Source organism: Enterococcus sp. DIV1208, assembly GCF_050530455.1.
Taxonomy (GTDB): domain Bacteria; phylum Bacillota; class Bacilli; order Lactobacillales; family Enterococcaceae; genus Enterococcus_B; species Enterococcus_B hirae.
In genome coordinates this window covers 1,440,970-1,454,906 of the sequence record NZ_CP172887.1, presented here as the reverse complement: position 1 = coordinate 1,454,906, position 13,937 = coordinate 1,440,970, and the positions used below count along the sequence as shown (strand labels likewise).

Below are 13,937 nucleotides of genomic sequence, written 5' to 3'. Positions count from 1 at the left end.
ACACTTCGAAAAGTGATTACGACTTAAATAATCATAAGAATAAAAAAACAACCCAAATACAAGATAGCACGTTCCGAGTAACAGAACAAATAATATGCTACGTGTTTGAAAAAACAAATGATTCAAGCAATTCATATACCAAGTGATAGAGCATTTGTGGTGAAGAGGGAGGGGAAGAGCTGGAAATCGTCTGATCAAAATAAAATATTTGTTATTTAATGGAATACTTTTGGATTTTTATTAATTAAGCTTGTTTCGGATTTTTATTCATGCTATAGTAGATATAAGTTATTTTTATATCTTGAAATTTTTACTGTACCCTTAGCTCAGTTGGTTAGAGCTGACGGCTCATAACCGTCCGGTCATAGGTTCGAGTCCTACAGGGTACATATTAAAGCGCTCGTTTCTTTAAACAATGATTAGATAATCATTGTTTTTTTATTTTAAAAAGTTGCATGCTTTTAGAAATGACTAATAACTGACGTTTCAACTATTGTTTATTGGAGATGGGGAACCTCATTTGATATTTTTTATAAACGCTATAGGAAGTTTAGTAGTAAAAAAATCCTAACCGTTACTTTCCACAAAGTGAGGGAACGATCAATACAAATTTTAGGAAATAGATAGTACGAACAAAGAAAAGCCTTTAGTAAATAACGAAATAAAACGCCCACAAAGTTAAATGTTGTGGGCGTTTTATTTTCGGTTACTTCAACTCAACATTAAAATCTTTGAGTAGTTTTAGCGCTTGATCGCCATGCTTGTTTTCAGAAACAAAAGCTGTATCCACTAAAAAATCAGCTTCTGGAAATACGCTTTGTAAAGCAATGGTATTCGATAAGACACAGAGATTCGTTTCTGTACCAACGACTTCAATGTGCTTTTCTTTTTCATCTTGGTCAAAAGCTTCTTGTTTAATCTCAAGTAAGCTTTCCGGTGGCATCGTGAAGTAGTATTTCTTGACGACTTTTTCATTTTCTTTAGGAGCAAGTGTAGGAATGATTTGCAAATCTTCGCCTTCTTCATCCTGCTCTTTTCGCTCGACTGGTATATCTCTGGTAAAAAGAATATATTCGTTTTTTTTACGTGCAGCTTCTAAACGTGAGTGGATTTGTTTGATTAACTTATCTGCGTGCTGAACATAATATTTACTCTCAGGATCTAGAATATGATTTTGCATATCGACGATTACTAACAATTTTGTCTCCCTCCTTAAACCTTAATAATAATTGTTGATAATATACGCTACACCAGCTTCTTCATTTGTTTTGGTTACTTCATCCGCAATATTTTTTACCTGTTTCTGTGCATTTCCCATCGCAATACTTGTTCCACTGACTTTTAGCATCGCAATATCATTTTCCTGATCACCAAAGGCAACGATCTCATGAGGATCGATTTCCAAGGTCTCAGCTAAAAAGATTAATGAGTGAGCCTTTGTTACATTTTTAGGTGTGATTTCCAAAAAATGGGGGTCTGAAAAGACGGAATCAATCCCTTCACTTTTTAAATCTTGTTGCAGTTTTTGCAATTTTGATTCATCTTTATCTGTTAATGCCAATTTTAAATAGCTGACAGATGGATCTTCTAATAACTTAGTGATTTCAGCAAATGTCTGATTTTGTAAATTGAAATGTTGGTAGTAGGGATCATCTTTCACCAAATTTGACTCATCAAAGGTTAATTGATCATCTTGAGTTTCTCGACTAGCAATAATTGATATTTTTGCCTCTTGTGCTAAGAAGAAGGCCCGTTTAAGGGTAGCAAGCTCAATTTTAGAACGTTTCAATACGTGAAGGATCTCGCCTTTCATCATCTTTGCCACGAAAGAACCATTAGATGAAATCAAATAGCCGCCGATCCCAAGTTCTTCAAATACATCTTTAGCAGAGATGCTATTTCTACCAGTCGCAATCGTGACGATCCCACCATGTCGATCAAAGTTTTGAAGTGCCTCGATGTTTTCTTTTGGTATCTTTCCATCCCGATCGAGTAAAGTACCATCTAAATCAATTGCTGCTAATTTCATATTATTCGCTCCCTTTATCTATTGCTTACTCTAAGGTTAAATGAGAATTTCCTAAAATAAAAATAAAATGCTTTGTGTTTTTGAATTTTTTCAAAAAATATTCTTAGTTTTCATTCGACATATATAGGTAGTATTTCAAATCCTATAATTGAATAAATAGGCAGAAAAACGATTAAGTTAACGTTTTCAATTCGATAAAAAAGGTTTATTTTTATGAATTATTCAATGAAAATGAAGCATATCTTTTGCTTTAAAGTTTATTGAGGCATATTCTGGATATAGAAAAGGTTAGAAAAAGATTAGAAAAAGGAGTGATTTTAATGGAGATGAAACAAGGTATCGTTCCGGTAGTAACTGCTTCAGATGAAAATTACGCTCCTTACTTAAGCGTGATGATTGCCACTGTACTGGAAAACTCCACTAAAACAAGACACATTTATTTTTATGTCATTGACGACGGTATTTCTGAATATAGCAAAGAAGGACTTAGACAAACGGTTAAAAAACATTCAGACAATGCAACGATTCAATTTTTAACAGTTGATAAAGATGTCTACGAAGATTTCCTAGTAAGTGACCATATTACTACTACAGCATACTTAAGAATATCTTTACCTAAGATCTTAGCTAAATACGACTATAAAAAAGTGCTTTATTTAGATTCAGATATTTTAGTACTGGATGACATCGTTCATTTATATGATCAACCATTAAATGGTAAAACGATTGGAGCTGTCATCGATCCAGGTCAAACGAAAGCTTTGAAACGGTTAGGAATTGAATCAGATGCTTATTATTTTAATTCTGGCGTGATGGTTATCGACATTGATCGTTGGAATGAAAAAATGATCACTGAAAAAACAATCAATTATTTAAAAGAAAATGGTGATCGAATTATTTACCATGATCAAGATGCTTTAAATGCAGTTCTTTATGAAGACTGGGAGCAATTAGAACCAAAATGGAATATGCAGACTTCCTTGATTTTTGAACGTCATCCTGCTCCAGATGCTGCGTATGAAAAATTATACAAAGCAGGAAATGAATCGCCGTCGATCGTTCATTTCACAGGGCATGACAAACCATGGAATACGTTAAAAGATCATCCATATACAAATGTCTATTTAAAAAAATTAGCGCATAGCGTTTTAAAGAAAGTGGGAGAGGTAAATGAATAGAAGAAAAGAAATCGCAATCGTATCAAGTTGTAATACCAAATTTGTGCCTCATCTAGCGGCGCTATTCGTTTCAGTATTAGAAAATAGTGATCCAAAAGTTTTTGTACGATTTTATGTCATTGATGACAACATTGATAATGAAAGCAAACAATTATTACGTTTCTCTGTTAAGAATTCTCGTATGAATACAGAGGTGGAATTCTTGAAGATCAACAAAAAATTCTTTGAAAATGTAGTAACAAGTGATCGTATTCCGGAAACTGCTTACTATCGTATTGCTATTCCTGAGTTATTTAGAGGAAAAAATGTCGAACGTCTTTTATATATGGACTGTGACATGATTACCGTAAAAGATGTTACACCATTATGGGATCTTGAATTTAACGGTGCGATCTTGGCCGCCGTAGAAGATGCTGGTTTCCACCAACGATTAGAAAAAATGGAGATCCCAGCAAAATCAACACGCTACTTTAATTCTGGATTGATGCTCATCAATGTTGAAAAATGGTTAGAACAAGACATTACTAAAAAAGTTCTAACATTCATTGAAGAAAATCCTGAAAAATTACGTTTCCACGATCAAGATGCGTTAAATGCAATTTTACATGATCGTTGGATTCCATTACATCCAAAATGGAATGCTCAAGGGTATATCATGGCAAAAGCGAAGCAACATCCAACGCCACAAGGAGAAAAGGAATACGAAGAAACACGTAAAGATCCATCGATCATCCACTTCTCTGGTCATGTTAAACCATGGAGTAAAGATTTTGAAGGGCCAACTAAAAAATACTACGATAAATATGCAAACATGACAGCTTTCCGTTGTGTCGCAAAATTTCCTAAATATCCACTTTATGCCAGAATCAATCGTAACACAGAAGTGAGCCGCTGAGGAAAAATGTCGTAACTTATATATAATCTGAAGGAGATGATGATGATGGAAATCACGATGACAAAACATGCGATGGAGGCATTGACAAAAAAAGTAGGAAAAGATTCAAAAATTGCTTTGGCATTGATTGATTCTTCAGATCCGTTTTTAAGAGATAAAGGGGCTTGTGCAAAAGGCAGTTTTTTCCAGATTATTCCTTTCTTTGTAGAATTTGGGAAATACGTCAATAAAATCGAACATCCCACTCTGGAAATCTACACATCTAAATTAGAGCAATCTTATTTAGGTAGACATTTGAATCTTGCATATGACCACCAATTAAACAGTTTCTCTTTAGAAAATGAGATTGTTGTCTCGGATCGTAACATTAAATTAAGCAACTGTTTCTTTAGCTAACATCCTTTGTAGAAAGGGAGATTGATCATGCTGGACTATTACTTTATTGGAAAAGAGAAAGTAATAACGACAGACAAAAACAACTATAATTGGCTCGTGATCGACAGTAGTGACACTAAGGAAATCGAACAGGTGATTGAAAAGTATCGTTTACCAAAAGATATCTTTGTTGGAACTTCTCTACCAGAAGAAGTTTCAAGAATTGAAGAGCTTGTGGGGACGAATTTGAACCATCCGATTTCCTTAGTGCTACTGAATTTGTCCAACCAGGAGCAGAAAATCGAGAATCGATTAATGCCTATTTCGTTTATTTATTCGGATGAGTTATTGATTAGTTGTATCGATAAAAAAACGGACTTTTTTGATCGAGTATTAGCAAAACATGGGAATAAGATCAATTCTTTTGAAACACTTATTGCATATTCTGTCTTGAACATCTATACCCATTACGTGAAAGAACTAACAGAAATGAAAAAGAGGATTGATTCCCTCGATCAAGAAGCGCGTAAAACGACGGAAAACGAAGAACTATATAAGCAAGCGGATTTAGAACGGGACATTGTTTATATTGACCATACGTTGAGAGATCAAAAAGAGACTTTAGATACCTTATGGCAATCAGAAGATTTTGTTGAGAAATTAGCTGATGCTCGTCTACTTTATGACATCCAATTGAGACAAAGACAAACAGAAAAAATGATTTTGATCTATCGTGACTTGTTAGAAAGTATTGGGGATCTTTTTAATGGAATGATGGACAATCATTTGAATCATTTAATGAAATATCTTGATTCGGCGGCATTAGTGATCTCTGTTCCAGCATTGATTGCAGGGATTTGGGGGATGAATACTGGCGGATTACCTGGTAAAAGCTCTGGCTTAGCCTTTTTATTAGTTATCTTTGGCTCGATCGTTGTTGCAGGAGCTGTAGGCTACCATCTTTACCGAAAAGATTATACAAAATAAAAAATTACCAAACTATGAGGAGGATACACATGACAGAACCAAAATTAATTGATCCACGTAAACTTTACCATACTGAGGAATTTCCTAAACAAGACCAGGATACACCAGCATTACAAAAAGAAATGCAACCAGTTCCTGACTGTGGAGAAGAATCTTATGAAGGATCAAATCAACTAGAAAATCGCCGTGTTCTGATTACTGGCGGAGACTCAGGGATCGGGCGCGCGGCAGCTATTGCTTTTGCAAGAGAAGGGGCAGATATCGGCTTGCACTTTTTCCCAGGAGAAGAAGAAGATGCCAAACAAGTAGCTTCCTATATTGAAAAAGCAGGACGAAAAGTTGTCTTACTACCATATGATCTTAGAGACGAAACAGCGCCTAAAGAAATCGTTGAAAAAGTTGTCAGTGAATTAGGTGGCTTAGATACATTAGTATTAAATGCGGGACAACAAATCTCTTGCCCGGCTATTGAAGAAATTCCATTAGAACAAGTGAAAGATACCTTCATGGTGAATATCTTAGCGATGTTTGCGATTGTTAAAGAGGCGGTTCCGCATATTCCAGCAGGAGGGGCAATTATCAACACTACTTCTGTTCAAGCGTTCAATCCAAGTGAACATCTTTTAGATTACGCTTCCACGAAAGCAGCTATTGCAAACTTTACAATTGGCTTAGCAAAACAATTAGCACCAAAAGGCATTCGTGTTAATGGAGTAGCTCCTGGTCCTATTTGGACACCACTACAGTTAGACGAAGGACAACCGGAAGATTCTATTCCTGAATTTGGCCAACAAAGCTTGCTTGAACGTGCCGGCCAACCAGTAGAATTAGCTCCAGTTTACGTTTTCTTAGCTTCAAATAAAGCGAGCTACGTTACTGCACAAATTTATGGTGTAACTGGTGGGGAAGCTATCAACTTATAAAAAATGGGAGGTGCCAGGATGAATAAAGGGACTAAAACAATTGGTGTCATTTTTTCTCTGCTACTTTTGTCTATTCTACTATTTGTCGTCTTGATCAGTGCGGTCTATCCTTTACCATTGATGCTTGAACGATTCCGTTTCTTTACAATAACGAATTACTATATGCAGCAATATATTTTTTGGGTAGCAGTCGGCTTAGCGATTCTACTAATTATTGCATTATTGATCGTCATTTTTTATCCGAAAACGATTGGAACCTTCTTATTGAAAAAAGGGGACGGCGAATTAACGTTAGATAAAAAAGCGATTGAAGGTATGGTTCGTTCACACTTAAATGAAGATGAATTCATTCACTCACCTAAGGTTAATATCAAAGCCACAAAAAATAAGATCGCAGTTACAGTTAAAGGTGAATTAAAACGGACTTCTTCATTGATCGGGAAAACAAGAATATTGATGGATGAAATCGAAAAAGAAGTGAAACAGTTACTCGGCACAGATGAGCAAGTAAAAGTGTCGGTGAAGTATACAGGTTACCAAGCACCTACCAATAAATATCAAACAAACGAACACGCTCGTGTGGAATAAGGAGGGGCACAAATGAATGAACTTTTTGCTGCTTATAAGCTTCCGATCATTTGCGGGGCAATTGGGTTGATTCTCGCCGTACTATTGATTACAGTGGGATTCTTTAAAACCTTATTGCTGATCCTTATGGCGATCATTGGCGTGGCGGTCGGAATGTATTTAAAACAAACAAAAATTTTTGATCATAAATCTTAGGAGGAAATTCTATTATGGATAACAACAAAACAAACAACCAAAACAAACCAGTATCTGCACATCCAGATCCAACGACACCGAACAATGCAAATGGTGTTCATGATGCTAAAGATAAAACAGCACCCGTTTCAGCACATCCAGATCCGGTTGTACCCAACGTTGAAAACAAAGTGGCTCATGATAAAAAAGAAAACGAAGGACAATCAGGACAACAAGGGAAACATGAAAATTCTAGTAAACCACAAGAACATCATGGAGATCAGCCAAAACCTCCAATGCCAGGGCATACACCACCTAAGCCAGAAGCCCCAGCAAAAGATCCAAAAAACACAACGGAAAACGGTGAATCTATGAATGGTGATGTGACATATGAAGATAAGGTCATTCAAAAAATCATAGGCATCTCCTTAGAAAAAGTGGATGGATTATTAACAGCTGATGGTGGCTTCTTCTCTAACGTGGCAGAAAAATTAGTCAACACTGATAATGTAACAGCCGGTATTGACACGGAAGTTGGGAAAAAACAAGTCGCTGTTGATCTTAAGATCGTTGTTGAATACGGCAAAGACATCGAAGAAATTTACCAACAAATCAAAAAAATCATTGCCAAAGAAGTTCATGAAATGACACATCTAGATGTCATTGAAGTCAATGTCGATGTTGTCGACATTAAGACAAAAGAAGAATATGAAGCAAACAGTGAAACAGTTCAAGATAAATTGACAAATGCGGCAAAAGCCACAGGAGAATTTGCATCTGAACAAACGGAAAAAGCCAAATCAGCAATTGAGCAACAAAAAGAAAATAACCAATAATCAACTGATTCAAGCACGAATTAGCTGTTCGTTCAGTCGCTAAGTAGTTGAAAGCGAAGCAACTAAAAATTAGTTTATTTATAGAGTCAATAGAAGAGATCGAGACAAGTTTTTGTCTCGGTCTCTTCTATTTTTGGCTAAGGCTCCTTTTTTAATGGTAAGTAAAATGTTTTACATAACAAAAACAGCTTCTGTCTTTTAGTGTTTGTCCATTGTGAAAAAGTGACATTACATATTCTTGTGATTCACATTAAACTTAAGAAGTAGGGTTTTATTGAAGTTTTTCCATAAAAATAAACGTAAAAGGGGCGAATTGGGAGAAAAGAAAAAAAACTTAAGAAACATAACGTTTTAACTTTACTACATTGGCAGAAACAAAGGAAGAAATCAAACATAAGTATGGCATAAAAAGGAGTCTTTCTTATGAGAAAACAGACATTACTTTTCTATTGCCATTTAAAGATATAGCCTTAAAAGGAGGAGTACATTGAAAACCAGAAAAAAGTTATTACATAGTACATTAATATTAGCGCTAGCGCTTGGACAAACCAGCGGGACAGTTGTTGAAGCTGTTTCGATGTTAAGCTCAGTTGAAAGTATTGATGTCAAGAAAATGTCAAAAATGAATGAAAAGAAAACTACGACCAAGAAAGAAGTAAAAAAAGACGAGAAACGCACGAAGGAAAAAAACACCGAGAAAGACAAAAAAGTTGCTGATTCAACAGAAAGTAATAAAATAAAAAGTTCAATTGAAAGTTTTGCTAATCCGACATTTGAATTACCAATACATGTTGGAGCTGACATTATAGCGGCATCTACTGACTCAGAAAAAGAAATTGGAAAAGCTGTAAATGAATTTCTTTCTAAAAAGTTGAATCTTATGATAGATAATTCGACAGATGATTTTAAAGTAGGCGATACAATTACTTATAAAATTCCTGGCGTCTTTCTAGGTGGGAATACGAATGGAGCTGAAATCATTTCTAGTGAGTTCAGTGATTTCTGGGAGAACTGGGAAAACTCTAGTAATTATAGAGTCACTCTTCTAAATATTTTAAGAGGTACATATGCCTTGTTTTATGTTACTAGTGAATCAGAAAGTGGAAATTGGCAAATGAAAATTACAACGTCTGATCAAGCTAATGGACTTTATTATGTAGCACCTTCAGATAATAATTTATATGTTACCTTTACGCGACTAAAAGTAGCTATTCCTCAAAAAGAAGTATTCAAAGTAAGTAAGTTCCCTTATAGTAATATCAATCATGATTATGGGGTAGCTTATACTACTCGTTATGTTCCGATGACGTTTAACGTTGATTTTCCTAAAAGTAAAGGAACGCTTAAGGCAGAGGTAAAAGATGGTCCTCATGTGGTCGAAGAAAAGAGCTCTCCTAAACCAGAAGATTATGTAGAGGTGAAAGATAGCCTTGGAAAAGTGACTTATACATGGATAACAAAACCAGATACAAATAAACTAGGAAATCAAAACGTTAAAGTATTAGTGGAAGATGAAACAGGTCGGTCAAAAGAACTAACATTTACGATGACAGTTAAATCTCTGCTCACAGTAAAAAAGGAAGCAGGTGAAATCTATCAATATTCTCTTTTGCCAGATGTCAATGATTATTTTGAGGTAACCACGGAAGGATCCTATACGCTTCAATGGTCTAATAACCCAAATACAATGACAGCAGGAATACATAAGTGGGAAGCTACAGTAAGAACCTCTGATAACCGAGAAATAACGAAATCAATAACCATGAGAGTGCTGCCACATCCTGAGTTACAACTAAAATTAAAACCGATTGAGGATCGTACCGTAACCTTGGTGGAGTCGTCTGATACGTTAGCCAATACGTTTAAAAACTATATTGAAGAGGCAACACTGTTAGGGGAACCTGTAGCGATTGATGATCTTGAGTTTGTTGCGAACGAATCGTCCAAGACTGAATTTCAATCGGTTGGTACCCATGAAGTACGCATCACTGTGCAAGCGAAGCATCCTAATTCTAATGTTATGATTAAAGGATCTGGAACTACTACCGTGAACGTACTATGGGGTAATACCATCTTAATACGTTCGGTTGATGGCTATTCCGCCGGAGCTTTTGCGTTAGATGGTAGCAATTCTAATAATGCCCCAGCTACGCTATCGATTCGTCAGGGCATTGCGTCTCCTTTAAATGAAGGAGTTGGCGATATGACCGATCCATTTGGTCTTTATTATCGTTTGGAAATCTTGCGTAATGGCAATGAAATTTACAAACAAGAGGTGCCGAAACGTGCCACGTTACAAGAAATCATGAATGATTATGGAGATGCTAATAACAACACTACGGTACAAATGAATGATATTATCCAAATCACATATCCAAGCAAGACACCTAATGCTTCGGTTGTGATGATTAAGGAAAAAGAAAATGATTTTACGTATGGTACGGAGATCGCTCGTTACCGCGTGACTCCTTATGGGTTTGATCCAGCACCTGTCATGACGGCAGAAAGTGCGGAAAAAGCGTTCGTTTTAGGCGAAGACGTGAAGCAAACGAATTTGAATGAACTAGTAAAAAATGTGCGGATCAACGGTGGGGTAGCGGACAATGAATTTTATACAGTAGAACCTCTTGATGAGTTTGATACCAGCACGATCGGTAAACGAAATACGCGGGTCAAAGTCACGACAAAAGATAAACTGGCTTCTGAAATCATTGAGATTTCTTACCAAGTGAAGTGGGGAGACACTTTTGTTATTAAAGGTTTGAAAGAGGCGACAGTTGGTGCGTTTAGTTTATTGAAGAATCAAAATCAATGGCAAATCCAAGCTTCTCAAGGAGTGGACGGCACAAACTTAAATGATCCGGTGGATAATTATTTTGGGCGTGATACCTACTATTCTATCGAAGTTTTACAAGGAGCTACCAGCAAGTTCCGTTATGAAGTGGCAGGTAATCAGTCGATTCGTGAATCCATTCAGGGATTCAATAATGGGCAACCGTTGACGGTCAGTAATGGCGACGTGATCAAAGTGTATCATGCCGATCCTCTTGGGAAAAATCTTTTAATGAAAGATGAATTAGTCAAGGACTATACGATTGGTTCCAATTATGCCTATTATGAAGTCACTGACCATGGCTTGGAACCGATTTTAGCGGTTGTGGCTGATTCGATGGCTCAAGAATTTATCTTAGGTGAAGATAGTAGTAACGTTGATGGTGCGAAGTTGATCAATAGCATTACGATTAATGGAACGGCAGTGGGAAGTAATCAATATACAGTCAAACAAATGAGTGATTTTGATACTTCGGTGGCAGGATCACAAACGATCAACGTGCGTATTGATACGAAAGATGGACTCGTTTCAAAAGAAATCGAGGTTCCTTATGAAGTTAAATGGAACGATACGATTTTGATGAAAGCTCAAAATGGTCAATCAGCCGGAGCCTTTTCATTACATTCTGGGACTTCCAGTACGAATCGTGTATTAGTCTTAAACCAAGGATTAAAAACCGATCTCAATGCGCCGATTAGTACCGATTCTTCACTTTATTATTCCATTGAAGTATTGCGAGATGGTCGTTCTGTTTATCTACAAGAGGTACCGGGACGTGCTTCTCTCCAACAGGTAATGGACAATTTCGGGACGAAACAAACGTTAAATGTCCAAGCTGGTGATGTCGTTAAAATGTATCATCCACAACGTTCAGAAGGTAGTTCAGTGTTAATGGTAGATGAAATGGAAGAAGATTATACCTATGGCTCTCAATATGCCTACTATCGAGTAACCTCCTATGGTTTTGAGCCGATGTCAGTGATTGAAGCTGTTGGCTCCAACAAAGCATTCTCATTAAAGGAGAATACTAAAACGACGGACTTGAGTCAGTTGTTAGCACAAGTATCGATCAACGGCGAAATCGTTACGAATGAAGACTATACAGTGGAGAAACTTTCTGAATTAGATACCGCAACTGTGGGCAAAAAGGAAGTCAGATTAAAACTGAGGACAGCGGATGAGACAGCAGATATCGAATTGGATGTTCCTTACGAAGTGGTTTGGGGAAGTACCTTCTTGCTTAAAGGGTTAGATGACCAGAATGTGGGCGCTTATAGTATTGTGGAACAAGACGGAGAGTGGACGATCCAAGCTGGCAAAGGGGATGATTCCACCGTCTTAACCAATCATGTGAATAACATTTTTGGTCGCGATATTTACTATCGGATCGAGGTAGTAGCAAGTTCAGAAAATCAACCGAAGGAAGGTTCTGGTGTAACCGTTGAAAATATTATGGGCTTAGATCCGACGACTCGATTATCGGAACAAATAAAATACCAGTATGATGTGACTGGAAACATGACTGTGGGTCAGGCCATTAACGTGTTTAATAATGGACAGCCGTTGTCAATTGAAGAAGGGGATATCGTAAAAGTTTATCATGCAGAGGCGAAGAATAATTTATTGATGCGAGATGACTTGACGAAAAATTATACAGCGGGTTCAAATTATGCCTATTATCAAGTAGCCAATCAAGAATTTGAACCGATCACTGAGATGAAAGCTGAAACAATTTCACAAGAATTGACATTAGGCGAAGATGCCAGTGATATTGATGGAATGGATTTGATCAAAAATGTTACTTTCAATGGTCAAAAATTAGATACGACATTATATGATGTTGAACAAGTTTCTGACTTTGATACGAATACCGCTGGAGCGAAGATGTTAACGGTGAAATTGTCTACCGCAGATGGTGTCACTTCTACGGATGTGGAAGTACCTTACGAAGTCAAATGGGGGAGTACGATCCAGCTCAAAAATAAAAAAGGTGAAACCGTTGGTACTTTCGGCTTAACAAAAGACAAAAAACAATTGAAACTCCAGGCGTTACAAGGAAAAGAAGGAACGAACTTAGCTAGTCGAGTCACTGAAGCCAACGATGCAGATGTGTATTATGGGATCGAAGTCTTTACAAATAACACTAGTAAATATAAATACGAAGTGCGAGGCACACAAACGATTGCCCAAGCGATCGAACGATTCAATAGTGGGGAGCCATTAAAAGTTTCTGCAGGGGATCAAATCAAAGTGTATCATACGGATCCAAGCGGGAATGTCTTGATGGCAGAAGAAACGGAGCAAAATTATACCTATGGTTCCAATTATGCGTATTATAATGTGACCGAATACGGCTTTGAACCAACAGGAGATTTTACCGTGACACCGGCAGAAGCAAAAATAATCATCAATACCAAACAAGTGGACCTTAAAGATCTCCTGAAAGAAGTGAAAGTCAACGGGAAAGAAGTACCGAAAAACGCTTATACCGTGAAATTGGATCCTGAAACCGAAATCGATACTTCAAGTTTAGGAAATCGTGTCGCTAAATTAGTGGTCAAAGTTGACCGCTCTTACGGTGGATTTTCTACTGAAACTGAAGCGACTTATGAGGTGGTGAAAGAAGGAACACCAGGAGCGTTAGGAGAAAGTTCAGGGGAAGGAAATACAGAAGAAGAGACCAACGCGGAAGGTGAAGGAACAGAAGAAGCAAACGGTGGTAACTTACCAAAAACCAATGAAACCAAAAATGCAATGTTTCCTTTATTAGGCACCGTACTAATTAGTTTGGTAGGAATGTTTCTGTTTTGGAAAAAGAAAAAACCAAAAGAAGAACCAAAAAAGTAGTATAATCCTATTGAAATAAATAAAGCACTCATTAGTTGTCGTAAAACTTCTGATGAGTGCTTTTTTGGCACTGAGCTTACCATTTGCACAAATAAAGCTCTATACAAGTCTGAGGATAACAGCTATCGTCTATCAATATCCGAAAAAAATTCTTTGGTAAGCTTTGGAAAATAGCTTTTCAACGATTTTACTGTATGTATAACGAAAATTATAGTTATTATAACAAAATTAAAAATGATGTCTGCTTAACTAAACGTACATGTCGGTTTCAA

11 protein-coding genes and 1 tRNA gene are annotated in these 13,937 nt (G+C 36.7%); 10 read left to right on the top strand and 2 right to left on the bottom strand.

The annotated features are described in order from the left end of the window. The first annotated feature begins 315 nt into the window (after nucleotides 1-315). A tRNA-Ile gene (locus IGK91_RS06740) sits at nucleotides 316-389 on the top strand. A gap of 317 nt (nucleotides 390-706) precedes the next feature. Here IGK91_RS06740 and IGK91_RS06735 read toward each other — a convergent pair. Beyond that, on the bottom strand, nucleotides 707-1,198 hold the full coding sequence (locus tag IGK91_RS06735; protein ID WP_010719076.1) for an isochorismatase family protein: 492 nt from the start codon (nucleotides 1,196-1,198) through the stop codon (nucleotides 707-709). A 21-nt stretch (nucleotides 1,199-1,219) separates the two neighbouring features. Further along, entirely contained in the window at nucleotides 1,220-2,029 is an 810-nt protein-coding gene (locus IGK91_RS06730) for a Cof-type HAD-IIB family hydrolase (protein ID WP_181934276.1), read from the bottom strand. A gap of 320 nt (nucleotides 2,030-2,349) precedes the next feature. Here IGK91_RS06730 and IGK91_RS06725 point away from each other — a divergent pair, with 320 nt between their 5' ends. From IGK91_RS06725 to IGK91_RS06685, 9 genes are all read left to right on the top strand, one after another. After that, complete coding sequence (locus IGK91_RS06725; protein WP_010719078.1) at nucleotides 2,350-3,207, top strand: glycosyltransferase family 8 protein; 858 nt, start codon at nucleotides 2,350-2,352, stop codon at nucleotides 3,205-3,207. Further along, nucleotides 3,200-4,102, top strand: a complete 903-nt coding sequence (locus IGK91_RS06720; protein ID WP_010719079.1) for a glycosyltransferase family 8 protein — start codon at nucleotides 3,200-3,202, stop codon at nucleotides 4,100-4,102. Before IGK91_RS06725 ends, IGK91_RS06720 begins: the two co-directional genes overlap by 8 nt. Before the next feature lie 45 nt (nucleotides 4,103-4,147). Then, entirely contained in the window at nucleotides 4,148-4,498 is a 351-nt protein-coding gene (locus IGK91_RS06715) for an iron-sulfur cluster biosynthesis family protein (protein WP_081123466.1), read from the top strand. Between the two features lie 27 nt (nucleotides 4,499-4,525). Beyond that, on the top strand, nucleotides 4,526-5,464 hold the full coding sequence (locus tag IGK91_RS06710; protein WP_010719081.1) for a magnesium transporter CorA family protein: 939 nt from the start codon (nucleotides 4,526-4,528) through the stop codon (nucleotides 5,462-5,464). A gap of 29 nt (nucleotides 5,465-5,493) precedes the next feature. Continuing rightward, nucleotides 5,494-6,387: an SDR family oxidoreductase gene (locus IGK91_RS06705; protein ID WP_010719082.1), complete on the top strand. Its 894-nt coding sequence runs from the start codon at nucleotides 5,494-5,496 to the stop codon at nucleotides 6,385-6,387. Between the two features lie 18 nt (nucleotides 6,388-6,405). Further along, on the top strand, nucleotides 6,406-6,975 hold the full coding sequence (gene amaP / locus IGK91_RS06700; protein ID WP_010737652.1) for an alkaline shock response membrane anchor protein AmaP: 570 nt from the start codon (nucleotides 6,406-6,408) through the stop codon (nucleotides 6,973-6,975). Between the two features lie 12 nt (nucleotides 6,976-6,987). Continuing rightward, complete coding sequence (locus IGK91_RS06695; protein ID WP_010719084.1) at nucleotides 6,988-7,170, top strand: DUF2273 domain-containing protein; 183 nt, start codon at nucleotides 6,988-6,990, stop codon at nucleotides 7,168-7,170. Between the two features lie 14 nt (nucleotides 7,171-7,184). After that, nucleotides 7,185-7,985: an Asp23/Gls24 family envelope stress response protein gene (locus IGK91_RS06690; RefSeq protein WP_034698113.1), complete on the top strand. Its 801-nt coding sequence runs from the start codon at nucleotides 7,185-7,187 to the stop codon at nucleotides 7,983-7,985. 487 nt (nucleotides 7,986-8,472) lie between these two features. Next, nucleotides 8,473-13,665 (top strand): LPXTG cell wall anchor domain-containing protein, encoded by a 5,193-nt coding sequence (locus IGK91_RS06685; RefSeq protein ID WP_430605263.1) that lies wholly within the window; start codon nucleotides 8,473-8,475, stop codon nucleotides 13,663-13,665. The last annotated feature ends 272 nt before the right edge of the window (nucleotides 13,666-13,937 follow it).

Excerpts from the sequence above, each read along its gene's own strand:
- IGK91_RS06690 (WP_034698113.1), top strand. The coding sequence starts at position 7,185 with ATGGATAACAACAAAACAAACAACCAAAACAAACCAGTATCTGCACAT.
- IGK91_RS06720 (WP_010719079.1), top strand. The coding sequence starts at position 3,200 with ATGAATAGAAGAAAAGAAATCGCAATCGTATCAAGTTGTAATACCAAA.
- IGK91_RS06705 (WP_010719082.1), top strand. The coding sequence starts at position 5,494 with ATGACAGAACCAAAATTAATTGATCCACGTAAACTTTACCATACTGAG.
- amaP (WP_010737652.1), top strand. The coding sequence starts at position 6,406 with ATGAATAAAGGGACTAAAACAATTGGTGTCATTTTTTCTCTGCTACTT.
- IGK91_RS06725 (WP_010719078.1), top strand. The coding sequence starts at position 2,350 with ATGGAGATGAAACAAGGTATCGTTCCGGTAGTAACTGCTTCAGATGAA.
- IGK91_RS06695 (WP_010719084.1), top strand. The coding sequence starts at position 6,988 with ATGAATGAACTTTTTGCTGCTTATAAGCTTCCGATCATTTGCGGGGCA.
- IGK91_RS06715 (WP_081123466.1), top strand. The coding sequence starts at position 4,148 with ATGGAAATCACGATGACAAAACATGCGATGGAGGCATTGACAAAAAAA.
- IGK91_RS06710 (WP_010719081.1), top strand. The coding sequence starts at position 4,526 with ATGCTGGACTATTACTTTATTGGAAAAGAGAAAGTAATAACGACAGAC.
- IGK91_RS06730 (WP_181934276.1), bottom strand. The coding sequence starts at position 2,029 with ATGAAATTAGCAGCAATTGATTTAGATGGTACTTTACTCGATCGGGAT.